General features: G+C 20.5%; 27 protein-coding genes and 6 tRNA genes. 18 read left to right on the top strand and 15 right to left on the bottom strand.

Annotated features, from left to right (window positions below):
- The first annotated feature begins 211 nt into the window (after positions 1-211).
- The 3 genes from AB4W52_RS02175 (at position 212) to AB4W52_RS02165 (ending at position 594) form a co-directional block, all read left to right on the top strand.
- Positions 212-285, top strand: a tRNA-Arg gene (locus AB4W52_RS02175).
- A 71-nt stretch (positions 286-356) separates the two neighbouring features.
- Positions 357-432: transfer RNA gene (locus tag AB4W52_RS02170), tRNA-His, on the top strand.
- Positions 433-520: 88 nt separating this feature from the next.
- Positions 521-594 (top strand) — tRNA-Pro (locus tag AB4W52_RS02165).
- An 18-nt stretch (positions 595-612) separates the two neighbouring features.
- Here the strand turns inward: AB4W52_RS02165 and cyaY are convergent.
- Positions 613-936, bottom strand: a complete 324-nt coding sequence (gene cyaY, locus AB4W52_RS02160; protein WP_367675306.1) for an iron donor protein CyaY — start codon at positions 934-936, stop codon at positions 613-615.
- Positions 937-1,102: 166 nt separating this feature from the next.
- Between cyaY and dapF the strand changes: the two genes are divergently transcribed.
- Positions 1,103-1,948, top strand: coding sequence for a diaminopimelate epimerase (gene dapF / locus AB4W52_RS02155; RefSeq protein ID WP_367675305.1), 846 nt, complete (start codon positions 1,103-1,105; stop codon positions 1,946-1,948).
- A 121-nt stretch (positions 1,949-2,069) separates the two neighbouring features.
- Entirely contained in the window at positions 2,070-3,269 is a 1,200-nt protein-coding gene (locus tag AB4W52_RS02150) for an MFS transporter (protein WP_367675304.1), read from the top strand.
- 47 nt (positions 3,270-3,316) lie between these two features.
- Here the strand turns inward: AB4W52_RS02150 and AB4W52_RS02145 are convergent, their stop codons facing one another.
- On the bottom strand, positions 3,317-4,018 hold the full coding sequence (locus AB4W52_RS02145) for a class I SAM-dependent methyltransferase (protein ID WP_367675303.1): 702 nt from the start codon (positions 4,016-4,018) through the stop codon (positions 3,317-3,319).
- 133 nt (positions 4,019-4,151) lie between these two features.
- On the opposite strand from AB4W52_RS02145, the gene AB4W52_RS02140 reads away from it, so the two are divergent.
- The gene (locus AB4W52_RS02140; protein WP_367675302.1) at positions 4,152-5,114 is read left to right on the top strand and encodes a hypothetical protein; all 963 of its coding nucleotides are present in this window, start codon (positions 4,152-4,154) and stop codon (positions 5,112-5,114) included.
- Positions 5,115-5,306: 192 nt separating this feature from the next.
- Here AB4W52_RS02140 and AB4W52_RS02135 read toward each other — a convergent pair whose 3' ends face one another.
- From AB4W52_RS02135 to hslV, 3 genes are all read right to left on the bottom strand, one after another.
- Positions 5,307-6,059 (bottom strand): FAD-binding oxidoreductase, encoded by a 753-nt coding sequence (locus AB4W52_RS02135; protein WP_367675301.1) that lies wholly within the window; start codon positions 6,057-6,059, stop codon positions 5,307-5,309.
- Positions 6,060-6,292: 233 nt separating this feature from the next.
- Entirely contained in the window at positions 6,293-7,630 is a 1,338-nt protein-coding gene (hslU, locus tag AB4W52_RS02130; protein ID WP_367675300.1) for an HslU--HslV peptidase ATPase subunit, read from the bottom strand.
- Between the two features lie 3 nt (positions 7,631-7,633).
- Entirely contained in the window at positions 7,634-8,179 is a 546-nt protein-coding gene (gene hslV / locus AB4W52_RS02125; RefSeq protein WP_367675505.1) for an ATP-dependent protease subunit HslV, read from the bottom strand.
- Positions 8,180-8,320: 141 nt separating this feature from the next.
- On the opposite strand from hslV, the gene rpmE reads away from it, so the two are divergent.
- Complete coding sequence (gene rpmE / locus AB4W52_RS02120; protein ID WP_367675299.1) at positions 8,321-8,530, top strand: 50S ribosomal protein L31; 210 nt, start codon at positions 8,321-8,323, stop codon at positions 8,528-8,530.
- Positions 8,531-8,681: 151 nt separating this feature from the next.
- On the opposite strand, the gene AB4W52_RS02115 is transcribed toward rpmE, so the two are convergent.
- The 4 genes from AB4W52_RS02115 to orn all read right to left on the bottom strand — a co-directional run bounded on the left by AB4W52_RS02115 (position 8,682) and on the right by orn (position 12,146).
- Entirely contained in the window at positions 8,682-9,272 is a 591-nt protein-coding gene (locus tag AB4W52_RS02115) for an aminodeoxychorismate/anthranilate synthase component II (protein WP_367675298.1), read from the bottom strand.
- 9 nt (positions 9,273-9,281) lie between these two features.
- Positions 9,282-10,832 carry an anthranilate synthase component 1 gene (locus AB4W52_RS02110; RefSeq protein ID WP_367675297.1) on the bottom strand — a complete coding sequence of 517 codons (1,551 nt, stop codon included), beginning with the start codon at positions 10,830-10,832 and terminating at the stop codon, positions 9,282-9,284.
- 559 nt (positions 10,833-11,391) lie between these two features.
- A tRNA-Gly gene (locus AB4W52_RS02105) sits at positions 11,392-11,464 on the bottom strand.
- 133 nt (positions 11,465-11,597) lie between these two features.
- On the bottom strand, positions 11,598-12,146 hold the full coding sequence (orn, locus tag AB4W52_RS02100; protein WP_367675296.1) for an oligoribonuclease: 549 nt from the start codon (positions 12,144-12,146) through the stop codon (positions 11,598-11,600).
- A gap of 193 nt (positions 12,147-12,339) precedes the next feature.
- Here orn and pgi point away from each other — a divergent pair, with 193 nt between their 5' ends.
- The 8 genes from pgi to dut all read left to right on the top strand — a co-directional run bounded on the left by pgi (position 12,340) and on the right by dut (position 19,866).
- Positions 12,340-13,995 carry a glucose-6-phosphate isomerase gene (gene pgi, locus AB4W52_RS02095; RefSeq protein ID WP_367675295.1) on the top strand — a complete coding sequence of 552 codons (1,656 nt, stop codon included), beginning with the start codon at positions 12,340-12,342 and terminating at the stop codon, positions 13,993-13,995.
- A gap of 76 nt (positions 13,996-14,071) precedes the next feature.
- Entirely contained in the window at positions 14,072-14,989 is a 918-nt protein-coding gene (gene miaA / locus AB4W52_RS02090) for a tRNA (adenosine(37)-N6)-dimethylallyltransferase MiaA (RefSeq protein ID WP_367675504.1), read from the top strand.
- Positions 14,990-15,110: 121 nt separating this feature from the next.
- Positions 15,111-16,430, top strand: coding sequence for an adenylosuccinate synthase (locus tag AB4W52_RS02085; protein WP_367675294.1), 1,320 nt, complete (start codon positions 15,111-15,113; stop codon positions 16,428-16,430).
- Positions 16,431-16,449: 19 nt separating this feature from the next.
- Positions 16,450-18,009: a ribonuclease R family protein gene (locus AB4W52_RS02080; protein WP_367675293.1), complete on the top strand. Its 1,560-nt coding sequence runs from the start codon at positions 16,450-16,452 to the stop codon at positions 18,007-18,009.
- A 115-nt stretch (positions 18,010-18,124) separates the two neighbouring features.
- Positions 18,125-18,496, top strand: coding sequence for a 30S ribosomal protein S6 (rpsF, locus tag AB4W52_RS02075; RefSeq protein WP_367675292.1), 372 nt, complete (start codon positions 18,125-18,127; stop codon positions 18,494-18,496).
- An 86-nt stretch (positions 18,497-18,582) separates the two neighbouring features.
- Positions 18,583-18,810, top strand: a complete 228-nt coding sequence (gene rpsR, locus AB4W52_RS02070; RefSeq protein WP_367675291.1) for a 30S ribosomal protein S18 — start codon at positions 18,583-18,585, stop codon at positions 18,808-18,810.
- 48 nt (positions 18,811-18,858) lie between these two features.
- Positions 18,859-19,314 (top strand): 50S ribosomal protein L9, encoded by a 456-nt coding sequence (gene rplI, locus AB4W52_RS02065; RefSeq protein ID WP_367675290.1) that lies wholly within the window; start codon positions 18,859-18,861, stop codon positions 19,312-19,314.
- A gap of 87 nt (positions 19,315-19,401) precedes the next feature.
- Positions 19,402-19,866 carry a dUTP diphosphatase gene (gene dut / locus AB4W52_RS02060; protein WP_367675503.1) on the top strand — a complete coding sequence of 155 codons (465 nt, stop codon included), beginning with the start codon at positions 19,402-19,404 and terminating at the stop codon, positions 19,864-19,866.
- Here dut and pyrE read toward each other — a convergent pair.
- Together pyrE and AB4W52_RS02050 are read right to left on the bottom strand one after the other, a co-directional pair.
- Positions 19,859-20,503 (bottom strand): orotate phosphoribosyltransferase, encoded by a 645-nt coding sequence (pyrE, locus tag AB4W52_RS02055; protein ID WP_367675289.1) that lies wholly within the window; start codon positions 20,501-20,503, stop codon positions 19,859-19,861. The two genes, dut and pyrE, sit on opposite strands and share 8 nt — an antisense overlap.
- Positions 20,504-20,579: 76 nt before the next feature.
- Positions 20,580-20,652, bottom strand: a tRNA-Ile gene (locus AB4W52_RS02050).
- 134 nt (positions 20,653-20,786) lie between these two features.
- Here AB4W52_RS02050 and AB4W52_RS02045 point away from each other — a divergent pair.
- Positions 20,787-20,859 (top strand) — tRNA-Asn (locus AB4W52_RS02045).
- An 11-nt stretch (positions 20,860-20,870) separates the two neighbouring features.
- Here AB4W52_RS02045 and AB4W52_RS02040 read toward each other — a convergent pair.
- Complete coding sequence (locus tag AB4W52_RS02040) at positions 20,871-21,179, bottom strand: DUF496 family protein (RefSeq protein ID WP_367675288.1); 309 nt, start codon at positions 21,177-21,179, stop codon at positions 20,871-20,873.
- Positions 21,180-21,253: 74 nt separating this feature from the next.
- Between AB4W52_RS02040 and sbcB the strand changes: the two genes are divergently transcribed.
- On the top strand, positions 21,254-22,669 hold the full coding sequence (sbcB, locus tag AB4W52_RS02035; RefSeq protein WP_367675287.1) for an exodeoxyribonuclease I: 1,416 nt from the start codon (positions 21,254-21,256) through the stop codon (positions 22,667-22,669).
- A 6-nt stretch (positions 22,670-22,675) separates the two neighbouring features.
- On the opposite strand, the gene AB4W52_RS02030 is transcribed toward sbcB, so the two are convergent.
- A complete protein-coding gene (locus AB4W52_RS02030; protein ID WP_367675286.1) occupies positions 22,676-22,942 on the bottom strand; it encodes an oxidative damage protection protein in 267 nt (88 codons plus the stop codon).
- Positions 22,943-22,960: 18 nt separating this feature from the next.
- Positions 22,961-23,986: an A/G-specific adenine glycosylase gene (locus AB4W52_RS02025; protein ID WP_367675502.1), complete on the bottom strand. Its 1,026-nt coding sequence runs from the start codon at positions 23,984-23,986 to the stop codon at positions 22,961-22,963.
- 107 nt (positions 23,987-24,093) lie between these two features.
- Between AB4W52_RS02025 and trmB the strand changes: the two genes are divergently transcribed.
- Positions 24,094-24,789, top strand: coding sequence for a tRNA (guanosine(46)-N7)-methyltransferase TrmB (gene trmB, locus AB4W52_RS02020; protein ID WP_367675285.1), 696 nt, complete (start codon positions 24,094-24,096; stop codon positions 24,787-24,789).
- 30 nt (positions 24,790-24,819) lie between these two features.
- Here the strand turns inward: trmB and hemW are convergent, their stop codons facing one another.
- The gene (hemW, locus tag AB4W52_RS02015; protein ID WP_367675284.1) at positions 24,820-25,947 is read right to left on the bottom strand and encodes a radical SAM family heme chaperone HemW; all 1,128 of its coding nucleotides are present in this window, start codon (positions 25,945-25,947) and stop codon (positions 24,820-24,822) included.
- Positions 25,948-25,961 lie beyond the last annotated feature (14 nt).

Raw genomic sequence — 25,961 nt, 5'->3', positions numbered from 1 at the left:
TCTTTATGAAAATTTTTTTTTCTTTTTTTTTTTTTNNNTTTTTTTTTTTTTGCATTTTCGAATAAAGATTATTTAAATTTTTTTATTAAAATTATTTTTTTATTATTTTATTTAATAAAAAATTTTTTATAAATTTTGATTTTTTAAAAAGAAAATTTAATTTTTTTATCTTTGTATAAAAAATTATAAGATTTATAGAAAGACATAGTATACGTCTGTAGCTCAGTTGGATAGAGCACTATTTTCCGAAAATAGAGGGCTCAGGTTCAATTCCTGACAGACGTACAATATATTTTTTGAATTTTTTATTGATATATTTGAAAATATATAATATATTAAATAATAAAAAATACATGGTGGCTATAGCTCAGTTGGTAGAGTTCTGGATTGTGATTCCAGTTGTCATGGGTTCGAACCCCATTAGTCACCCCAAAATTTATTTTTTTTAAAGTTATAAGTATTTTAAAAAAAAATAATTTTTTAAAATTTTAAAAAAAAGAACCATTAATTATAATTTTATCGGCGAATAGCGCAGTTTGGTAGCGCAACTGGTTTGGGACCAGTAGGTCAGAGGTTCAAATCCTCTTTCGCCGAAAAAATATTATAATTTGTTTATTTAAAATATTTTTCTTGAGTTTTTTTAAAAAGATATTTTTTTATAAATTCAAATAGTTCATGTTTTTTTTTACGGCATATCCATTTATTATTTTTGTATTTAAAATAATATCCCTGAGATTTAGTAGCAACCCAAATTTGTTTTAAGAATTCCTGTCTAGTGATTATTATTTCATTTTTTGATTCAAAATTAATTTTTGTGATTTTTCCGTTATTCTCATAATCTAGATCTAATTTTCCGTTATATTCGTCTAAATATTTCTCAATTTTAGAAATAGTTTTATCAACTAACATATGAAATGTTTTTTTTTTAATAAACATTAAAGTAGACACCTTTTAAATAAAGTAATAAATTTTTCATAATTTATTGTAAGTATTTTGATTATATTCAAAGCATAAATTTTAATTAAAAATATTTATATTTTTTTTTTATTTTTAAAATTAGTATAAATATTTTATATTTTATCGGTATTTCTAAAAAAATAATATGAAAAAAGATAAGAGAAAACTATTTTTTTCTAAGATGCATGGTTTAGAAAACGATTTTATGATAGTTAGTGCTTTAACACAAAAATTTTTTTTTAAAAAAGAAATAATTCAATCTTTTTCTAACAGATATACTGGAATTGGTTTTGATCAGTTATTATTAATAGAATCTCCTAAAATTAAAAATACAGATTTTCATTATCGTATTTTTAATGCAGATGGATTTGAAGTAGAACAATGTGGAAATGGAGCACGATGTTTTGCAAAATTTATTTTTGATAATAAATTGATTGATTCCAAAATGATTAAAGTAGGTACAAAAAATAGAATTCTTAAAATATATATGCAAGATAAAAACAATTTTTTAGTTAATATGGGATCTCCAGAATTTAATCCAAAAAAAATTCCTTGTTTATCATTGTTTGAAAAAGATATATATGCGTTAGAATTTGAAAAAAAAAAAATTTTTTTTGGCGCAGTTTCTTTAGGAAATCCTCATTGCACGATTATTGTAAATGATATTAAAAAAGTGAATGTAAATAAAATTGGTTCCTATTTAGAACATCATAAATTTTTTCCAAATCAAGTTAATGTTGGTTTTATGCAAATAATAAATAAAAATCATATTTTATTAAGAGTTTTTGAAAGAGGTGTTGGAGAAACAAGATCTTGCGGAAGTGGTGCATGTGCTGCTGTTGCAATTGGAATTAAGCAAAAAAAATTATCATATCAGGTTACAGTGGAACTTTTAGGAGGAAATATGATAATAAAATATAATAAAAGAAAAAATGTTTTATATATGATTGGTCCAGCAAAAAAAATATATGATGGAATTATATATTATTAAAATTTTTATAAGAAATATGTATTTTTTTTTCTATTTTTTTTATACTTATAAAAAATAATTATAGAAAAAAATAATATAAAGATTATTTTTTTGTATTAAATTGGGAGAATTGTTTTGAGATATGTGTGTAAAAAAAAAAAATATCAAAAAATATATCCAAAAAAATACAAAAAATTTTTATAAAGCAGTAATTTCTTTATTTTTAGCTGGATTTTCTACTTTTTCAATTTTATATTCTATACAACCAATTTTACCAATTTTTTCTAGAATTTTTTTTTTAACTCCTTTACAAAGTAGTTTTTCTTTATCAATATCAACATTTTTTATGGCTATTGGAACGTTAATGATAGGGCCAATTTCAAATTATTTTGGAAGAAAAAATGTTATTTCTATATCTTTATTTTTTGCATCTTTATTTACAATTTTATGCGCATTTTCTAGAACTTGGTTAGAAATTATTGTTATTCGAGGTTTGATTGGGTTTTCTTTAAGTGGAGTAACTTCGATAGCAATTGTATATTTAAGTGAAGAAGTTGATCCTGAAATTTTACCTTTATGTATTGGATTATATATTAGTGGAAACACTATTGGAGGATTAATAGGAAGATTAATGAGTAATATCATAGTTAAACTTTTTTCTTGGAATTATGTTTTTATTATTACAGGTTTATATTCTTTCTTTTTTACTATGTTATTTATTTCGTATCTTCCGCAATCAAAAAATTTTCAAACTGTTAATGTTAGTTATAGAATTTTAATAAAAAATTTTTATAAACCATTTCAAATTAAATCTTGTTTAATTTTATTTTTAATAGGTTTTCTTTTTATGGGTAGTTTTGTAGCGTTATTCAATTATATTGGATATAGATTAATTATGAAGCCTTTTTTATTGAATCCAGTTTTTGTATCTTTATTATCAATAATATATTTAATAGGAGTATATAGCGCTCCACAAGCGAGTTTTTTATCTAATTTTTATGGCAGATTGAATATTTTAAAATTTTCATTGTTTATAATGATATTTGGAGTGTTATTAACATATAATAATTTTTTATTTTTGATTCTTATAGGATTAATATTTTTTACAATAGGTTTTTTTATTGCACATTCTACAGCAAGCAGTTGGGTTAGTGATATGACAAAAAAATATAAACTAGAAATTTCTTCTTTATATTTTTTTTTTTATTATTTAGGATCGAGTATTTTTGGAAGTTTTAGTGGTTTTTTTTGGTTTCATTGGGGATGGAAAGGAGTTTTTTATATATTAAATTTTATATTAATTATTTGTTTAATTATTATTAGAAAATTAAAAGAATGTTAAAAAATATTACAAAAAAAAATTTTTATATAATTTTTTATTCTATTTTATTAGAATTTTTGATATATATCAAATCTATATTTTTTTCCATAAATTATATTTGTAGGTTTTATTTTTTCTAAGTGAGGAGCTTTTAAAAATCTTTTTACAACGACTTTTTTTTTAGCAAATAAAATTGATTTTTTGAGTAAATTTTTTGTATTTTTTTTACCGTGAAGGATGATTTTTAATATAGAAATATCTTTTTTCGTAGAAGATCTTCTATTTTTTAAAAACATAGGATCTAAATATATTACATCTGGAATAATTTTTTTTGATTTTAAAAAATTTAAACTATTTTTGTGAAATAAAATCATATTTTTTTTAACCCATGAACCAATTTTCGAATCTTCAAATGTTCTGTATAAACAATTTTTTAAAAGATTATAAATTATTTTATTTTTTTCAATCATAAAAACTTTATATCCAAAAGATGCTAATATAAAAGAATCTTTTCCTAATCCTGCAGTAGCATCTAATATAATTATTTTTTTTTGTTTTTTAATTCTTACTGCTCGTATTAGTATTTCTTTTTTTCTATTATATTTTCTACGAAAATTATTTTTTCCTGATATAAAATTTATTGAAAGAAATTCAATTTTTTTATTTAAAATATTTATTTTACATATTTTTAGTTTGTGATTTATCTTTAATAAATAAATTTTAATTTTTTTAAAAATTTTTTTATTTTTTTTTTTAATAAGATTTTTCATTATTTTTAAAAAATTTTTGTCAATATTAAATATATTGAGACATTATTTTAATTTTTTTAAAAAAATTTTTTAGAATATAGTTTTATAAATATAATAACAATAAAAGATTTTTAAAAATTGTAGGAAATTCTATATGATTAATTTTTTAAATATTCTCAAAACAGATTTTTTTCATGTATCAGATAAAAATTATTTTTATGTTTTAAAAAAAAAACAAAGTTCTATGCTTACAGAAAATATTAAATTGAATAAATTTAAGAAAAATTGCAATAATCTATTTTTGGAAAAAAATACACATAAATTAAATCACAGTTCTTTTAAATGTTGTTTAGATAAAAAAAAAAAATTTAAAAATGATCAAGATAAGTTAAATAATCATCAAGAAATTTTTCAAAAAACAAATTTATTTTTTTTAGAATCATATAAAGAAAAATTTTTACATCAAAGAATAAGTAGTTTGAATAAGAATACAACAAAAAAAGTATATCAAAAACATTTTTACAATATTAATAAAGATATTTCAGAGACTGTACAAACTCTTCCTCTTCTTTCAAATGATAAATTTTCTGAAAAAAATTTTATTTGGAAAAATATAAATAAATTCTTATTATATCAAGATAAAACAGAATTACTTTTTAGCCTACAAGATTCTTTTTATCAATTATTATATACTAATGATTTAAATCATAACTTTGATATTTATAATCCATTAGCGTTTTTTCAATTTAATACAACTTTGATATGTAATAATTCACCAAAAGTTGTTCTAGATTCACTAAAGAAATTTTTTCCTAATTTGAGAGATAGACAGTTAATATCCAGTTATGCGAATATGAAAATTTTAGAAATAGTTAGGAAAAATATTATTAGACGTTTTCCAGGAGTTATACATTTTTCTCCTTTTAATTTTCAAATTAATTATATCATTAAAAAATTAAAAGATGAAAAAATTTCTTTAAAAATTATATATTTATCTGATTTTTCACAGTTAGAAAAGAATTTTAATAAAAAATATGAAAATTTTGGAATGAAAGCTAAATGTATTTTATTTAAAGATAAAATTCCAAATGTGAAATATTATTTTTATGTTAAATAAGAAATTTATTTTAATTTTTTTATCTTTTATTATAGAAGTTTTATATTTTTTAAAGAAATTTTTAGTGTTTTTTTTAAAAGTAATCAGAGTACACATTTTATTATTTTTTGTACTCTGTTTTTAATTTTTTTATGAAATATAAAATTTATATAAAATAAAAATATTTTTATAAAAAATTTTTTAAAATTGTGTTTACCAATAATTTTCTCGTGTAATATTTCCTGGTTTTTTACGTAAATTTTTTGTCATTTTTTTTTTTTTTTGTAATATATGAAACATATCTTTTACCATATTTGGATTTCCGCATAACATAACATGAGAATTTTTATAATTCATTTCGAGATTAGTATATTTTTCAATTTTTTTATTTAGTAATAAATTAGGTATTCTTTCAGAAAAGAATCCATGTTTTTTCTCTCGACTAATAGTTATTAAAACAATTAATTTTTTCTGATAAATTTTTTTTAATTTTTTAATGACATTTAAGTATTTTAAATCAGAAAAATATCTAACAGAATGTATTAAGATTATTTTAGAAAATCTTTCTGTATCTTTTTTTTCTTGTAGTATAGAAAAATATGGGCCAATAGCAGTTCCTGTAGAGCACATCCACAAATTTTGATATGATGGAATTTCATTTAAAGTAAAAAATCCAAAAGAATTTTTTGTAATAAATATTTTTGTATTTTTATTTAAAATTTTAAGTTCTTCACTCATTTTTCCTTTTTTAATTAATGTGATATAGAATTCTATTCTGTTGGTACTAGGAGGATTAACGAATGAGTAAGCTCTTTGTATTTTAATTTTTTTTTTTGAATTTTTTAATAATATTTTTGAAAATTGTCCTGCAATAAATTTATTAATTGATGCTTTTAAAACTAAATTTAATAAATTTTTTTTCCAATATTTTATTTCTTTTATTTTTGCTGGTATCCATTTTGTCATATAAATCCTTAACATAGAACTTTTGATTTTTTATATTTTGTATAAAAAGATTGTTAAATATTAAATAAAATTTTTTATTTTTATATGGTATTTCATTTTTTAAAATATTAATATATAATTTTTTTATATATTAATATTTAACATGTATATATTTATTTGAATAAAAATAAAAATTAGAAATATTATTTTTTAAGTTAGAATTTATGTAAAATTAAGAGTAAACAATTTTAAACTTATAAAATAAATTTATTTAAATTTTCTTTTGAATGTATTTTTTTCAAATATTTTTCTACATACTGTTCATCAATAGTAATTTTTTTTCCATCATTTTTACTAGCATTAAAAGAAATGTCTTCCATTAATTGTTCTAAAACAGTATATAATCTTCTTGCTCCAATATTTTCCATACTTTCGTTAACTTTCCATGATGTTTCAGCAATTTTTCTAATTCCTTTCTTTGTAAAGTGTATCTTAACGTTTTCAGTATTCATCAAAGCTTTATATTGCATTGTGATTGATGCTTTTGGTTCTGTCAAAATTTTTTCAAAATCTTTTACTGTTAATGCATGTAATTCGACACGAATAGGTAATCTTCCTTGTAATTCTGGTATTAAATCCGATGGTGAAGATATTTGGAAAGCTCCTGATGTAATAAATAAAATATGATCTGTTTTAACTGTTCCATGTTTTGTAGAAACAGTACATCCTTCTACTAAAGGCAATAAATCTCTTTGAACTCCTTCTCTTGAAACGTCAGGTCCAGACGAATGATTTCTTTTGCAAATTTTGTCAATTTCATCAATGAATACTATTCCATTTTGTTCAACTGCGTTTATCGCGTCTTTTTTTAATTCTTCTGGATTAACTAATTTTGCAGCTTCTTCTTCCATTAAAAGTTTCATCGCATCTTTTATTTTTAATTTTCTAATTTTTTTCTTTGATCCACTTAAATTTTGAAATAATGATTGTAATTGATTCGTCAATTCTTCCATTCCTGGAGGGGCCATAATTTCTATTCCCATAGGAGATCCTAAAACATTAATTTCTATTTCTTTATTATCTAATTTTCCTTCTTTTAATTTTTTTTTAAATATTTTTATTGTGTTTAATGGACGTTTTTCTTGTGATTCTTCTTTTTTCTTGAGATGTTCTTGCGCTCCAGGAACTAATACATCTAATATTCTTTCTTCTGCTAATTTTTTTACTTTTTTTTTGTTTTTTTTGATTGTTTGATTTTTAATCATTTTTATTGAAATATCTGTTAGTTCTCGAATAATTGAATCAACTTCTTTGCCAACATATCCTACTTCTGTAAATTTTGTTGCTTCTACTTTGATAAATGGTGCATTAGATAATTTTGCTAATCTTTTTGCAATTTCAGTTTTTCCAACTCCTGTTGGACCAATCATAAGAATATTTTTTGGAGTAACTTCATTTTTTAATTCGTCATTTAATTGCATTCTTCTCCATCTATTCCTTAAAGCAATCGCGACTGCTTTTTTTGCATTTGTTTGCCCAATAATAAATTTATTTAGTTCTTTGACAATCTTTTGAGGTGTCATATCAGACATAAATTATTCCTTATTATTTTTTAATGATAATTCTTTTATTGTAAAGTGATGATTTGTATATATACAAATATTTGCTGCAATTTTTAATGATTTTTGAACTATTTGACAAGCGTCAAGATTAGTATTGCTAAGTAAAGCAATTGCTGCTGATTGAGCATAGCATCCACCAGATCCTATTGAAATAATATTTTTTTCTGGTTGAATGACATCTCCGTTTCCTGTAATAATTAAGGAATATTTTTTATTCACAACAGCTAATAATGCTTCTAATTTTCTTAAAATTTTATCATTTCTCCAATCTTTTGCGAGTTCAATTGCAGCTCTTTTTAATTGTCCTTGATACATTGAAAGTTTTTTTTCAAATAATTCAAATAAAGTAAATGCATCAGCTGTACTTCCAGCAAATCCTGCGATTACTTGATTATGATAAAGATATCTAACTTTTTTAACATTACTTTTCATAATCGTATGTCCTAATGTTGCTTGTCCGTCACCACCGATTACTACTTTTTCTTTTGTACGAATACTTAATATAGTTGTCATATTTATATTTTTTTTATTGTTATGAAAAAATTTTCATATTATTTTTAGAAATTTTTTATTTTTTAATATATTAATTAAAAAAATATTTATTTTTTTTTCTTAATATATTATATTAATTTTATATATTTATAAATAAATGAGGATTGTATGAAAAAAAATATTCATCCAAAATATTTTTGTAATTCCGCTGTTTGTGCTTGCGGGAATTCTATTACTTTTTTTAATACTTTAGGAAAAGATATTCATCTAGAAGTTTGTTCTAAATGTCACCCTTTTTATACAGGAAAACAAAGAATCGTTGATACTGGGGGAAGAGTAGAATTATTTAATAAGCGATTCAATTTTTCTTATAAATAAGATTTATTTAATTGCATTTTTTTATATTTTCTAGAATAGAAAATATTATTTTTATAAGGATGTTATATAAATTATAGAAAAATATAAGTTTTAATAATATTTGAGTTATTTTAAAGAGCAAGCAGTTTTTTTTAAATTTTATTTAATAGTTTCATTGAATAATTTTATTACTTAACCATTTTATTGTATTATCCATTATTTTTTTTCCTTCGGTTGTCAGAATGGATTCAGGATGGAATTGAAATCCACATATACGGTGATGATTGTTTCTAATTGACATAACAATATTCTTAAATTTTGAATTTATAGTTAATATTTTAGGTATATTTTTACATATTAAAGAATGGTATCTTGCAATATGAACTGGATTTTGAATATTTTTAAACATATATTTTCCGTCATGTTGAATTGGGGAAGATTTTCCGTGAATAATTTTTTTAATAGGAGAAATTTTACCTCCATAGAATTGGACAATTGCTTGATAACCTAAACAAATACCAATGATAGGAATTTTTCCATTGAAAAAAGAAATAATTTCCATCATACATCCTGCGTTGTTTGGTATACCAGGTCCTGGAGAAAGCATTAATATTGGATTTTTCATATAAGATATTTTATGAATAATTTTTTTTATTGAAACATTATTTCTGTATATGACTACTTTATGTAAACTATTTTCTAATTGATCAACTAAATTATACACGAAAGAGTCGAAATTATCTAAAAGTAAAATTTCAGACATTTTTTATACCTACTTTTTTTTAGTATAAATTGATTTGATAACAGCGTATGCTTTATTCCATGTTTCTTTACATTCTTCTTTGGGTATAGATTCTATAACTATTCCTGCTCCTGCCTGTATTGTTGCGATATTTTTTTCTATATACGCTGATCTTATTACAATACAGGTGTTTAATTTTTGTGTACCTGTAAAATATCCTATTGAGCCTCCATAACTTCCTCTTGTTTCTTTCTCTATTTTTGAAATTATTTCCATTGCTTTTATTTTTGGAGCACCTGTAAGTGTACCCATATTCATACATGCTCTATATGCATGAAATATATCTAGTTTTTTTTTAAGAATGCCACTTACAACAGATACTAAATGCATGACATGTGAATATTTATCTACTTTAGTTATTTTTTTTACATATCTTGTTCCTGTTTGACAAATTTTTGATAAGTCATTTCTTGCTAAATCTACTAACATTATATGTTCTGACATTTCTTTTTGATTTGTTCTCATTTCTAATTCAATTCTACTATCTAAATCATAATCAATGTTTCCATGTTTATCTTTTCCTCTTTTTCTCGTTCCAGCAATAGGATGAATTTCTATTTTTCTTTTTTTTGGATTATATTTTAAAAAACTTTCGGGTGATGCTCCAAATAAAGTAAATTTTTTATCTTGCATAAAAAACATATATGGGCTAGGATTATTTTTTTTTAATATTTTATAAGAATATAGGGGAGATAAACATTTTATAAAGAATTTTCTAGAAGGTACAATTTGAAATATTTCTCCTTGTTTAATAAATTTTTTTAACTGAGAAATTATTTCTGAAAATTTTGAATCGTTTTGATTTTGAGAAATTTTTTGCTTTGTTTCTTGATAATTAATTTTTTTAAATTTTTTTTTATTAATTTTTTTTATAATATGTTTAACTCTTTTATTAATTTTTTTTTTTTCTTTTTTGCAATCTGTAAAAAGTGTTGATTGTATTATAGATTTTTTTTTTTTATGATTCATAAAAATCATTGTTTCAGATAAGTAAAAACAAAAATCAGGACATTTTTGTGCTTTTTTTATTTTTGGAAGATCTTCAAAATACGAAATTAAATCGTAAGAGAATAATCCACCAAAAAATACAGATTTAGGGTATTTTTTTATATGAGAGATATTTTTAATTAGAATTCTAAAACAATCTAATACTGAATTTTGTTTTAATTTTTTTTTTTCATCAATATTTTGATTGATATTTTTTTTAAAAATTATTTTTAAAGTATTTTTTTTTTTTATTTTTTTAAAATTTTTTAAATTAATGGATTCTATAAATTGAACGAAATAAAGTCCATTATTTGTGAGTGGAGTTAATGAGATAATATTTTTATCTAATGAAATTCTTATTGCACTATCAATTATTATAATACTTTTTAGATTTTTTTTATTACTAATATTAGCAGATTCTAATAATAATGTATTTTTTTTTTTTCTACAAAAATGATTAAATATTTTTAATGGATTTTTGTAATAATTAATTTTTTTTTGAATAACTTTAATTTTGCATTTTTTATGTTTCATTTTTTATTTTTTATTTTTTTTTAAAATATTAAAAATTTTTTTTTTATATTTAATAAAAAACAAACAATATTTTTTATCATTTTAAATTATATTTTCTAATTATAAATTAGAAGAATAATCTAAAAATAAATTTTTAAATATATTGAAAATATTTATATTAAGTGTAATTAAAAGATTAATTTAATTTTAAAAAATTAATATTTTTATAATATGTATTATAAATTTTATATTTTAATTAATTAAAAAAGAATTTTTTAATTTTTTTTAAGAAAGTTTTCTAAAACTCTTAAAATTTTGAAAATAAATATGTTTATTTTAAAGAAGAAAAATTTTTTTTTGATAATGTATTTACATTTAGTTTATATGATTTTTTTCTATAAAAATTAATAGTTTAATTATTTTTTTTTTATATTTCATAATTTTTAATTAATTCTAAAAATTAGAATTATTTTTTGTGAAATAATTTTTAATTAAAATATATTAATTTTTTTAAATTTAATCTATTTATTGCATTAAAAGATATATTGAAAAATAAGGTTTTTTTACTTTCGTTTAAATAAGCGAGAAGCGAGTTTCGAACTCGCGACCTTAACCTTGGCAAGGTTATGCTCTACCAACTGAGCTATTCCCGCATTTCAAAAAAAAAAAATAAAAAAAAATTGAAAAATTAAAATTTATATATAAATTTCATAATAATATTATATTACATAGAATATATTTTCAAGTTTTCTTTATAGCAATAGAAATATTTTTATTGAAAATTTATTAAATTTTAAAGAAATTTTTTTTATAAAATATTAATTCATTAATAGATTCTTGAATATCTTCTAATGCAGAATGTTGATTTTTTTTATAAAATTTTTTTTGTTTATTATTATTCCATCTTTCATATAGTTCTTGTATTGTACTAATATCAAGATTTCTATAATGTAAATATGATTCAAGTTTTGGCATGTATCTTTTTAAAAATTCTCTATCTTTCCAAACAGTATTTCCGCATAAAGGTGATTTTTTTATAACAGTGATGTTTTGTAAAAATAAAATTATTTTTTTTTCTGCTGTTTTTTCGTTATATTTACTTTTTTTTACTCTATTTATTAAACCTGTTTTAGAATGTGTTTTTTTATTCCAATCATTCATTTTTTTTATTTCTTTGGATGGTTGATGTATTGGAATGACAATGCTTTCGTCTAGTATATTTAAGTTATAGTCTGTAACTATTACAGCGATTTCTAATATTTTATTTTTTTTATAACATAATCCTGTCATTTCTAGATCGATCCAAATTAAATTTTTTTTATTTTTTTTAGACATTTATTTTATAATTTAATTATAATTAAGTATATTATAATATAAAAATTTTTTGATATAAAATTTACTTTTTTTAAAGATATAACTAATTAAAATTTATAGAGTTTTTATGAAAATTAAATATTTTATATTAGAATTTTTTATGAATATATTTTGTTTGATATAATATTTTTATATTAAGAATCAAGAGAAAATTATGAAAAATTTAAATCCGACTTCAACTTTATCTTGGAAAAAATTAAATAAACATTTTTTAAAGATAAGAAATATACATATAAAAGATTTATTTCAAAAGGATATTAATCGTTTTAAAAAATTTTCATTAAATTTTAAAAATTTAATTTTAATAGATTATTCTAAAAATAGAATTACTGAGAAAACAATAAAATATCTTCTAAATTTGGCTCAAGAATTTCATTTAGAACAAGCCATTAAATCTATGTTTAATGGAGATTACATTAATGTTACAGAAAATAAACCTGTTTTACATACTGCTTTAAGAGATTTTAAAAAAAAAAAAATATTTTTAAATAATGTAAATATTTCTATAAGTATCAATGAAGTTCTTGAAAAAATTAAAGATTTTTCTTCTAAAGTTATTTCACAAGAATGGAGAGGATATACTGGAAAATATATTACAGATGTTGTGAATATTGGAATTGGAGGATCAAATTTAGGACCTGAAATGGTTATAGAATCTTTAACTCCATATAAAAATCATTTAAATTTTCATTTTATCTCTAACTTAGATGGCACTCATGTAATAGAAGTTTTAAAAAAAGTTAATATTGAATCAACAATTTTTTTAATTTCCTCGAAAACTTTTACTACTCAAGAAACCATGACAAATGCTTTAACTGTAAAAAATTTTTTTTTAAAACAACCCAAAGTATCATTATCTGATATGTCTAAACATTTTTTTGCTTTATCTATGAATGAAAAAGCAGTAATAAAATTTGGAATTATTAAAGAAAATTTTTTCCCTTTTTGGGATTGGGTGGGAGGTCGTTATTCTTTATGGTCATCAGTAGGATTGTCTATTGCGTTATCTATTGGTTATAAAAATTTTTCTTTATTGTTAAAAGGAGCACATGATATGGATAATCATTTCTTACATACTCCATTAAATAAGAATATTCCTGTTTTATTAGGTTTAATAGGACTATGGTATAGTAATTTTTTTCATACGGAAACGGAAGGTGTTTTTGTATATGATCAATACATGAATAAGTTCGCTAAATTTTTACAACAAACATGTATGGAATCTAATGGGAAGAGAGTAGATAGGAATAGAAAAATTGTTTCTTGGCAAACAGGTTCGATTATTTGGGGAGAACCTGGAACAAATGGACAACATTCTTTTTATCAATTATTACATCAAGGAACAAAATTAATTCCATCAGATTTTATTATTCCTATGAAAACTCATAATAAAATTAATAATCATCATTTAAAATTGTTATCTCATTTTTTTGCACAAACTAGATCTTTAGCATTTGGAAAATCTTTGCAGGATTTTTTACATGAAAACAAAAATAAAAGTTTTTTTAAAAAAAGATTTAAAAATAAAAAAGATTTTTTTATTTATCAAGTATGTCCTGGAAATCAGCCAACAAATTCTTTTCTATTGCGAAAGATTACTCCTTATACTTTAGGTGCTTTAATAGCTTTGTTTGAACATAAAATTTTTACTCAAGGAGTTATACTGAATATTTATAGTTTTGATCAGTGGGGAGTAGAACTTGGAAAAAGTATTGCAAAAGATGTTTTATCTATATTAAAAAGTAAAGATTTATGTACTAAGTATGATTCTTCGACTAATTCATTAATAAATTTTTATAAAAAATTTTAATTTTTTTTTTAATAATTTATGTATTATAATAAAGTTATTTTTTAATTAAATATAAATTTTATGAAAAAAAAAAAATATTATTTTTTTAATTGGACCGACTGCTTCAAATAAAACTGAAATAGCGATAAGATTACATCAAGTTTTACCTATTAGTTTAATTAGCGTAGACTCTTGTTTGATTTATAAAGAATTAAATGTAGGAACAGCTAAACCAAGTTCAGATGATTTAACTATTGCTCCTCATCGTTTAATAAATATCAAAAGTATTACTGAACATTATTGTGTTGAGTCTTTTAGAAAAGATGCATTATATGAAATAAAAAAAATATTTTCTAGTGGCAAAATTCCTTTATTAGTAGGCGGAACAATGTTTTATTTCCATGTTTTATTGCATGGTTTATCTGAACTTCCTCCAAGAAATGATTTCATTAGAAAATTTATTTTAAAAAAATTTTTTTTAAAAAAAAATTTTTTATATGAAAAGTTAGTACAAATAGATCCTTTCATAGCAGCTAAAATTCATCCTAATGATATTCAGAGAATTTTGCGCGCTTTAGAAGTTTATTTTATTTCAGGGAAAAAAATGAGTGATTTAATTAATTTTGATAACCATAAATTTCCATATAATGTAATTAAGTTCATTGTTTTTCCTCGAGATAAATATATTTTGCATAAAAAAATAGAATTAAGATTAATACGTATGTTATCTTCTGGATTTCAAGAGGAAGTTGAAAATGTTTTTTTAAAAAATGAAATAGCAATAGATGTTCCTGGAATGAAATGTTTAGGTTATATTGATATGTATAATTATATTTTAGGAAAAACAACATATAATGAGATGTTCAGGAAAATTTTAATTTCAACAAAAAAATTAGCAAAAAAACAAATTACTTGGTTAAAAAATTATAAAAATTGTTTTTGGTTAGATAGTGAAAGAATAAATGTATCTGTTCAATTTATTATTAAACAGATTAAAAATATAATTAAAATTTAATAAAAAATAAATTGATTATATAAATATCTAAAAAAAATTTAATTAATATTTTCTAATTTTTTTAGATTTTTTTTTAAAAAATATTTTTAAATTTTGTATAAATATAAGGAATAAATAAATTTTGATTAAAAATATTGTTATCTTAGGTATACAATGGGGTGATGAAGGAAAAGGAAAAATTGTTGATTTATTATCAAAAAAATCGAATTTAGTTGTAAGATATCAAGGAGGAAATAACGCAGGTCATACATTATTAGTCGATGGTGAAAAAACTATTTTACACTTAATACCTTCTTGTGTTTTATACAAAAATGTGATTGCGGTACTTGGAAATAATGTTGTAGTTTCTTTAAAAGATTTGCTAAGCGAAATTAAACTTTTAAAAAATAAAAAAATATTTATTAAAAATCGTTTAATTTTGTCACATTCTTTGTCTTTAATTTTCGATTATCATATTTCTTTAGATAAAGTTCGTGAAGGAAAGAATATAAAGCAGTCTATAGGAACAACGAATAAAGGAATTGGTCCTGTATATGAGGATAAAATAGCTAGACGTGCAATTCGTATTAGTGATTTATATGATATCTCTTATTTTAAAAAATTATTAAAAAAAAATGTAGATTATTATAATTTTCAATTATTTCATTTTGGTCATAAAGAAAAAGTTTCTTACAAAAAGATTTTAGATAAATCAATTTTTCAATTTAATCAAGTCAAACATATGATTCATGATGTAAGCGATTTATTAAATTATAAAATACAAAACCAAGAAAAAATAATTTTTGAAGGAGCACAAGGATCTCTTTTAGATATTGATCATGGAACTTATCCATATGTAAGTTCTTCTAATAGTACTATTGGCGGAGTATTTACAGGAACAGGAATAGGAATTAAAAAAATTGATTATATTCTTGGTGTGACAAAAGTATATTCAACGAGAGTGGGAAATGGACCTTTTCCTACTGAAGTATATGATGATATCGATAATTATTTTTCTACTATTGGGAAGGAATTTGGATCTACGACTGGTCGTAAAAGAAGAACAGGTTGGTTAGACTTAGTGTTATTGAAAAGAATGATTAATATAAATTCTTTATCTGGTTTATGTTTAACAAAATTAGATGTATTAGATAATTTAGAAGAAATTAAAATTTGTGTAAAATATTTAAATAAATTAACTCAAAAAGAATTTTCTTATTATCCTTCTAGTAAAAAAGATTGGGAGAATGTTATTCCTGTATATAAGATTTTTCGAGGATGGAAAGATTGCACTCAAGGGTTAAAAGATTTTAAAAAACTTCCAAAAAATGCTAAAAAGTATATTGATTTTATTAAAAAATTTACAAATATTTCAATAGATTTAATTTCTACAGGACCGGAACGTGATCAGATAATTTTTATCAATCATGATTTAAAAAATTTTATATCAAATAAAAATTAAATTCTTTTAAATAATTAGGATGATTCATATAAAAATATTTAAAAAAAAAAAAAAATCTGTTTCTATTTTAAAAAAAGTGATACAGAAATATAATATTCGATCTATTTGGACAAAAAAAATTTTACATTCAATTAATTTTATTAAAGAAGACAGTATTATAATAGAAAAAAAATTTAGAAAAGATTTAAGGAATCTTCCATTTGTTACTATTGATGAAAAAGATGCATATGATTTTGATGATGCAATCTATTGTTATAAAGTTCCTAATACGTCTTTATGGAAATTGTTAGTAGCCATTTCAGATGTTAGTTTTTTTATAAAAAAGGATTCAGATTTAGATAAAGAAGCTTTATTTCGAGGAAATTCTATATATTTTCCTTTAAATGTTCTTCCAATGTTTCCTAAAGAATTGTCTACTGATTTATTTTCTTTATTACCTCATAAAGATAGATTATGTGTAATTTGCGAAATGACTTTATCTAATAAAGGTAATTTACTAAAATATATACATTATGAAGCAATAATTAAGTCTCATGCTCGTTTAACATATGAAAATGTTATTAAAATATGGAGAAAAGATAAATTTTTATGTAGAAAATTTTTAAATCTTCAAAAAAATTTACATGACTTAAACATGTTAAGTATAATTTTACATAAAAATAAAAATTTAAAAAAAATAATTTTTTTTCATAATAATGAACCGAGTTTTATATTTCATCATTCTGGAGAAATAAAAAATATTATTTTAAAAAATAGAAATCAAGCTCATATTTTTGTTGAATTATGCATGATTTTAGCAAACAAGTCTTCTGCTTTATTTTTAAAAAAAAACAATATAATATCTTTATTCAGAAATCATGAGAATCCAACTTTAGAAAAAATTAAAAATTTTAGAATTTTTTTAAAAAAATTTAATTTACAGTTAACTGGAGGTAAAAATCCAGCGTTAATAGATTATTTAAATTTATTTCAAAAATTAAAGAATAAGCCATATAAAGAAATAATAGAATTAGAATTATTAAAGTCTACAAAGAAGGCTTTTTATAGTGAAAAAAATTTTGGTCATTTCGGATTATCTGAAAAATTTTATACACATTTTACTTCTCCAATACGTCGTTATTCAGATTTAATGGTGCATAGAGGAATAAAATATTTTCTTAAAAATAAGAAAAATAATAAAAATAATATTGATTCTAAAAAAAAGTTTCCATATAATTTAGAAAATATGAGAAAAATTGCTAAAATTTGTTCACAATCTGAACAAAAATCTGATAAAGCTTATAAATTTTTTATTGATATGCTAAAACTTAATTTTGCTAAGACTAAAATAGGAAAAAATTTTTATGGATTAATTGTGCATATTACAGAATTTGGTTTTTTTGTGAAAATAAAAAATTTATTTATTAATGGATTAGTTCATGTTTCTACATTAAAAGATGATTATTATTATTATGATAAAAGAACAATGTCTTTAAACGGAAGAAAGTTTAAAAAAAAATTTTTTTTAGGGGATTATGTTCAAGTAAAAATTAAATCAATTAAATTAAAAAGGAAAATTCTTGATTTAATTTTAATTTGATTTTTTAATAATATATATTTTTATAGTTTTTCTATATAAGTCGTTTTTATTTTGCATAGATATTATTTTAGGAAAATTTTTTTTCAAGTTTATCAGTATAAAGGAGTGTTTTTTAATGCGTCATTATGAAATTGTTTTTATGATTCATCCAAATAAAAGTGAAAGAGCAAATGAAGTTATTTTGAAATATAAAAAATTAATATTAGATCTTTCTGGAAAAATACATCGTTTTGAAGATTGGGGTAGAAGACAGTTGTCATATCCTATTAAAAAGTTGGATAAGGCTCATTATATTTTAATGAATGTAGAGATTTCTCAAAAAAATATTTGTAAAATTGAAAATGCTTTTAAATTTGATGATTTTATTATTAGAAATATTATTTTTAGTGTAAAAAAAGCGATTTCTAAAATTTCTCCAATGTTAAAAGAGAAAAATAATATTAAAAATAAACAAGAGGATTTAGTAATAAAAAAAATAAATTTATAGTAAACATTGAATTAAAAATTTTTAATTGAATTAGATTATTTATATAAAATTAATTTTTTATTTTTTTGATTATAGGATAAATAAATATGGTTCGTTATTTTCGTCGTAGAAAATTTTGTAAATTTACTGCTGAAGGTATTACAGAAGTTGATTATAAGGATCTTTTAATGTTGAAGAGTTATATTACTGAGAGTGGAAAAATTATTCCTAGTAGGATCACGGGAACTAAAGCACGATATCAAAGAAAATTATCAAAAGCTATTAAGAGAGCAAGATTTTTATCGTTAATTCCATATACTGATAATCATAAGTAATTTTTTTAGTAATTTTATTAAAATTTTATAATTTTTATACGGGAATTTATGAATATAATATTATTGAAGGATTTTAAAAATTTAGGTGTATTAGGTGATGTTGTAAAGGTTCGAGCAGGTTTTGCACGAAATTTTTTATTTCCTAAAAATATTGCTTTGCCTGCTATTTCAGAAAATATAAAATATTTTCAAGAGCGTAAAAAGTTTTTAGAGGAAAAAAAATCTCAAGAATTGTTATTAATTAAAGATCGTATAAAAGAAATAAAGAAAATTAAGAATATTATTATTTCTGCTAAATCTGGAAAAAAAGGAAAATTGTTTGGATCAATTAATGCGCGTGATATTTCTAGGAAATTTCAGGAATTAGGAATTAAAATAAAAAAATCTGAAATAAAATTAAAAAATGGTGTTTTGCGTTCTTTAGGAGAACATATAGTATTTTTTCAACCTCATAAAGAGATGTCTATTGCAATAAAAATTTCTATTGTTTCACAAGAAAAATAAAATAATTTTATTAATATTTTTTTAATAATTTATTTATATTTACTTTTTTATAAATAAACAAAAAAATGAGTGTTTTACAGATAAAAAATTATGAAAAAAATTGATATAAAAATTGTAAATTCTTCTTTCTTAAAAGATGAATCGTTGGTTCCAAAATATTCTACTTCTGGTTCTGCTGGTTTAGATTTAAGAGCAGCTATTTCAAAAAAAAAAAAAATTTTTGGTAATCGTACTTTTTTAATTCCTACAGGAATTTCTATACATATAAAAAATAAATCATTAGCTGCGATTATTGTGCCTCGTTCTGGATTAGGTCATAATCATGGAATTATTTTAGGAAATTCTTTAGGTTTAATTGATTCTGATTATCAAGGAGAGATTATGATATCTTTATGGAATAGAAGCGATCAAGAATATTTTCTTAATCCAGGAATGCGTATAGCTCAAATAGTTTTTTTAAAAATAGCTCAAGTAAAATTTAATATTGTCAAAAATTTTTTTCATAAAAGTACTCGAGGTAAGAAGGGTTTTGGTCATACTGGAGTTAAGTAATATATTTTTTTTTGTGTTTTGTTAAAATTTTTAATTCTTTTTTCATAATTTTTTTTTTTTTTAAGTATGTAATAATATCGTTAATATTAATTATTGAAGAAATTTTACATGAATATTTTTTTTCAATTTCGTTTTTAGCAAAAGATTTTTTCTTTCCAAATTCTTTTCTATCTAATGCAAGTAATATATTTGATATTTGAATTTTTTTGTTTTTTTGTAATATTTTTATTGTGTTTTCTATTGCTGTTCCTGCAGTAATAATGTCGTCAATAATTATAATTTTTCCATATATTTTATTACCAACTATTTGTCCTTTTTCTCCATATTTTTTGATTTCTTTTCTATTAAAAGCATATCGAACATTTATGTTATATTTTTTTTTTAAAGCTATGACTGTAGATATTAAAATTGGTATACCTTTATAAGCGACTCCAAAGAGTATATCAAAATTTAAATTTAAATTTATTAATGCTCGAGCATAAAACTTTCCTAGAGTATATAAATCTTTTCCACTAGAAAATAAAGACATATTAAAAAAATAAGGACTTTTTCTATTAGATTTTAATATATAATTCCCAAAAGTTAATATTTTTTTTTTTAACATAAATTTAATAAATTTTTTTTTCCATTTTTTCATAATTTTCCTATTATTAAATTTTTAGAAAATATTTTCAAATATTATTACTGATAAAAATAATTTTAAATAAAAATTTTGGCCCTTGCTGGATTCGAACCAGCGACCAAGCGATTATGAGTCGCTTGCTCTAACCACTGAGCTAAAGGGCCTATGCATTTAACATTAAAATTTTTATAATATAAATTATAATAGAATTATTAATAATAATCTAGTAATTATTTTTTTGATTCAAAAAAATAAAAAAAAATTGATTTTTTTAAATATTTATAATAAAATTAAATTTTCCTCTGTAGTTCAGTTGGTAGAACGGCGGACTGTTAATCCGTATGTCACTGGTTCGAGCCCAGTCGGAGGAGCGTATTTTTTATTAAACGCTTATATCTTTTAATTCATTTGATATTTTCTTTTTTTTTTTTGAAATTTCTGCGCATTGAACAACATAGTCATCTATTCTATCTTCGTAATCTATTTTCATATTTAGAATAATTTTTTTAAAATCTTTATACTTCATTTCTGGTTGAATATATTCATTGAGATTTTCAATTAATGTTATTTTTTTTTGATTATCTCTTATTCTTTTTCCTAGTTCTTCTATTTCTCTTTTTAATTTATTTTTTTTTCTTATAAGATGTACTACATTTAAAACGTCTTGAAAGGATTCTTTGGAGTTTTTCATATTTTTTATTTTTTACTTATTAATGGTATATATTATATATTTAATTGATCTTTTCTTAAAGAAAATAATTAATTATGAATTATTTTTTAAAATATAGTTTTTTATTTTATGATTATGAAACATTCGGAACACATCCTGTTAAAGATAAACCTGCGCAATTTGCTTGTTTAAGGACGGATATTGATTTTAATATTATCTCTGATCCAATTTTATTATATTGTCGCCCTTCTATAGATTATTTGCCAAATCCAGAGTCAATATTAATTACTTCTATTACTCCTCAATATACTGTTTTACATGGATCTAATGAATCAAATTTTGCAAAAAAAATTTATGAAATTTTTATTCAGTCTAATACATGTATTTTAGGATTTAATAATATTTTTTTTGATGATGAGATTACAAGAAATATTTTTTATAGGAATTTTTTTGATCCATATGCATGGAGTTGGAAAAATAATAATACTAGATGGGATGTTATTAATGTTACAAGAGCTTTTTATGCATTACGTCCTTCTGGAATTTTTTGGCCATTTAATAAATCTAAAAAATGTGTTTCTTTTAAATTACAAGATTTATCTAAAATAAATAATCTTCTTCATCATCGAGCTCATGATGCTTTATCTGATGTTTATGCAACTATAGAATTTTTAAAATTATTAAGAAAAAAAAATTTCAATTTTTTTCGTTTTTTATTTTTTATGAGAAAAAAAAAAAATTTATTACGTTTGATTAAAAAAAATTTTTTGCAACCATTAATTTATATTTCTCCTTATTATGGATCAAAAAATAGTAATTTTTGCCGTGTATTACCTTTAACTTTCACTGTAAAAAATAAGAATCTTTTGATTGTATTTGATTTAGATCGCAAATATTCTAATGATTTTTTTTTAAAAAATAAAAGAAAAATAACTAAGAATATAAAAAATTTATTTTCTTTTGGTATGAGATTAATTAATTTAACTCGTTCTCCGATTTTAATTCCTGTTAAAATCTTGAGGAATCAAGATATATTAAGGTTAAAATTAAATCAAGATCAATTTTTTAGAAATTTTGATGTATTAAAACGATTTTTTAATTTAGATAAAATTAAAGAGATTGCAAAAATAAATTTGACATATGAATCTTTTGATCATAGCGATGATAAATTGTATGAAAATTTTTTTGATTTTTCTGATTGCATAAAAATGAAAAAAATTAGAGAAAATATTGATTGTAAAAATATTAATCATAATATTTTTATGAATGACACACGTTTTGAAGATTTAAATTTTTTTTTTAAAGCACGTAATTTTCCTAATTTTTTAACTTCAGAAGAGAAATTTCGTTGGGAAAATTATTTAAAAAATTTTTTTAATAGAGAGAGAATATTCTGTTATTTAAAAAATATTTTTTCTTTAAAGAAAAAATATTTTTATGATAGAAAAAGTCAAAATTTATTAAATCAGACATTATTATATTTAAAATATTTAAAAAAAAAATTTACATAAATTTTTTTAATATTTTTCGATGTCTTCTTTACAGGATTTTTTTTTTTTAAAAAGAAAATTTATCATTTTTTTTTCTAAAATTTTTTGATGTTTTGTTTTTGACATATTTAATTTTTTTTCATTAATAAAAATTATTTGTTTTTTATTCCATAAATTCCAGGCTTTTTTTGAAATATTATTATGTATTTTTTCTCCTAACTTTCCTGGATAAATTTTATGATTTAATGCTGTCATTTTTTTTTGAAAAAAATGACAATATATTTTTTTTTTCATAGAAATATCTCTTATTTTTTATATTTTTATTTTTTTTAGTATTTTTATTACAGGAGAAGGAATTCCGATTTTTTGTGGATGTAATAAGTTAAACCAAATTTCTCCTTTTCTTTTATTTTCTTTTTTTTTTATATGAATTATTTTTGTTTGAATTAAAAAAGAATAACTATTAAAATGATGAACAAATTGTCTGATCTTATTTTTTTTTTCATAAGTGTATTTTTCTTTTATAAAATTTATTAATTTTTTTTTTTGAAAAAATAAAGGAAAATAATATAAATTTTTCCAAATATTATTTTTTTGTTTTTGTAAGTAAATAAAATTTTTATATTTTATTAATAAGAAAAAGCATTTTTTAATTTTATTATTTTTATTATTTTTATTTATTTTTTTTTTTTGCGTTTTGACACTTGTAAGATATAGACATTTTTTCCTTAGTGGGCATTTGTTACATATAGGTTTTTTTTTACAAATTAGTTTTCCTAAATCCATCATAGATTGATTGAATTTTTTAGAATGATGTATGGGTAATAATTTATTAATTTTTTTCCATAATTTTTTCTCCAATTGATAATTATTTTCTTTAATTTTATAAAATCTTGTTAATATTCTTTTTATATTTCCATCAAGTATAGGAAAATGATAATTAAATGTTAATGATAAAATCGCTCCTGCAGTAGATTTTCCTATTCCAGGTAATTTGATTAAATCTGGATAATTTAATGGAATTTTATTCTGATATTTTTTTTTAATAATTTGAGATGTTAAATAAATATTCTTTGCTCTATTATAAAATCCAAGACCACTCCATATAAAAAGAATTGCGTCTAAAGAATTTTTAGATAAAATTTTTATATTTGGAAATTTTTTTATAAATTTTTTAAAATATGGAATTACTACTTGTACTTGTGTTTGTTGTAGCATAATTTCAGAAATCCAAGTTTTATATACATTTGGTTTTTTTTGCCAAGGGAGATTTTTTCTTCCATGAAAATGAAACCAATTTATCATAGTTCTTGAAAAATTAAAAATATAGTTCATAATATTTAGATACCTAAAATGCAGATAAAAATTTTAAAAGAATTTTTTTTATAAAAATAATTTTAAATTTTTTTATTTGGAAAAACTTTTATTATATGAATTTTGATTTTATGAATATCTCTTTAAAAAAAAAATCTTTTGATATTAAGACTTTTAAATTAAGATCAAGAAAATTAAGTTTAAAAAAAAAAAAAATTATAGACTCTCTTTGGCCTTTAATTGGAATAAATATTACAGATAAACATTTTAAAATACAGAAAATATTTAATAAAAATATTCCAGTAATTTTAGATATTGGTTTTGGTTTCGGAGAATCTTTAGTAAATTATGCAAAGTTATATAAAAATATTTATATTTTAGGAATTGAAATATATATTCCAGGAATATGTTATTGTTTAAAGGAAATTTATAAAAATAATTTAAATAACGTAAGAATTATTTATTTAGATTTTATTTATTTTTTAAAAAATTATTTAAAAAATTTTTTTTTTCATATAATTAATATATTTTTTCCAGATCCTTGGCCTAAAAGGAAACATTATAAAAGAAGAATGATACAAAAAAATATTATTAATTGCTTATTAAAACAATTAAGTATAAAAGGAATCATTCATATTGTTACTGATTGTTTTTCTTATGCTATAAATATTATTAAAGTTCTTAATTTAACTTGTGGTTTAAAATGTTTATCGAAAGATTTTAGATCTTATTATGTAAAAAAAAATAATTGTTATACACGTTATAAAAAATATGCTTGTATAAAAAAAAATAAAATTTATGAAATAATTTATCAAAAAATTTTTTAAATTATTTTTTTTAAAAATTTATTAAAAACATTATAGGATAAATATTTGTAATAAATTATTTAAAAATGTTTTTCCTTTTTTAGTAGTTTTCCAAGAATTATTTGTTTCTATGATATATTTTTTTTGTATTGCTTTTTGAATATTTTTTTCGATGTATTTTATTTTTAAACCAGTATGTTTTATAAATTTTTTTTTTAAACATGGAGAATTTAAACGGAATTTATTTAAGAAAAATTCAAATGGAATGTTTTTTTTTTTAACTATATTTTGTTGTTGTATATATTCTCCATGAAGAAATTTTTGTATATTTTTATTTTTTGTTATTCTAAGAATTTTTTTATTTTTTAAAGTAATTTTACTATGTGCTCCACATCCAATTCCTAGATAATCTCCAAAATTCCAATAATTTAGATTATGTTTACATTGATTTTTTTTTTTTGCATAAGATGAAATTTCATATTGTATAAATTTTTTTTTTTTTAAAATTTTTTGTCCTTTTTTACACATTAAAAGAATTTTTTTTTCATGAGGTAAAATAGTTTTTTTTCGGCCAAAACTTGTATTTTTTTCAATAGATAGTTGGTACCATGATATATGTGTTGGTTGATATTTTATAGCATATGAAAGATCTTGTAATGATTCTTTTATTTTTTGTTGAGGAAGACCATACATTAAATCAAAATTTATATTTTTAAATTTATTTCTTTTTATATATTTAATTGTATGAATTAATTCTTGAAAAGAATATTTTCTATGGATATTTTTTAAAAGATTTTCATGAAAACTTTGAATACCAAGAGATAATCTATTAATTCCTGCTTCTGTATATTTTAAGAAAACATTTTCATTTACTGATTTTGGATTTGCTTCTAAAGTAATTTCTATATTTTTAGCAAATTGAATTGTTTTTTTTATTTCTTGTATAAGATATTTTATATAATTTGGATGTATCAGATTTGGAGTACCTCCTCCGATAAAAATAGAAATTATTTTTCTCGAACGAATTAATTTTATGTCATTTTTTAAATCTAATAAAAGATTTTTAATATATTTTTTTTCAGGTATTTTTTTTTTTATTGATTTTGAATAAAAATCACAATACGGACATTTGCTCAAACACCAAGGAATATGAATATATAAACTTAATGGAATTGTCATATTAATATTTTTTT

It is taken from the genome of Buchnera aphidicola (Chaetosiphella stipae setosa) (assembly GCF_964059095.1).
GTDB lineage: Bacteria > Pseudomonadota > Gammaproteobacteria > Enterobacterales > Enterobacteriaceae > Buchnera_J > Buchnera_J aphidicola_BP.
This window is presented reverse-complemented; position numbering and strand designations above follow the sequence as displayed.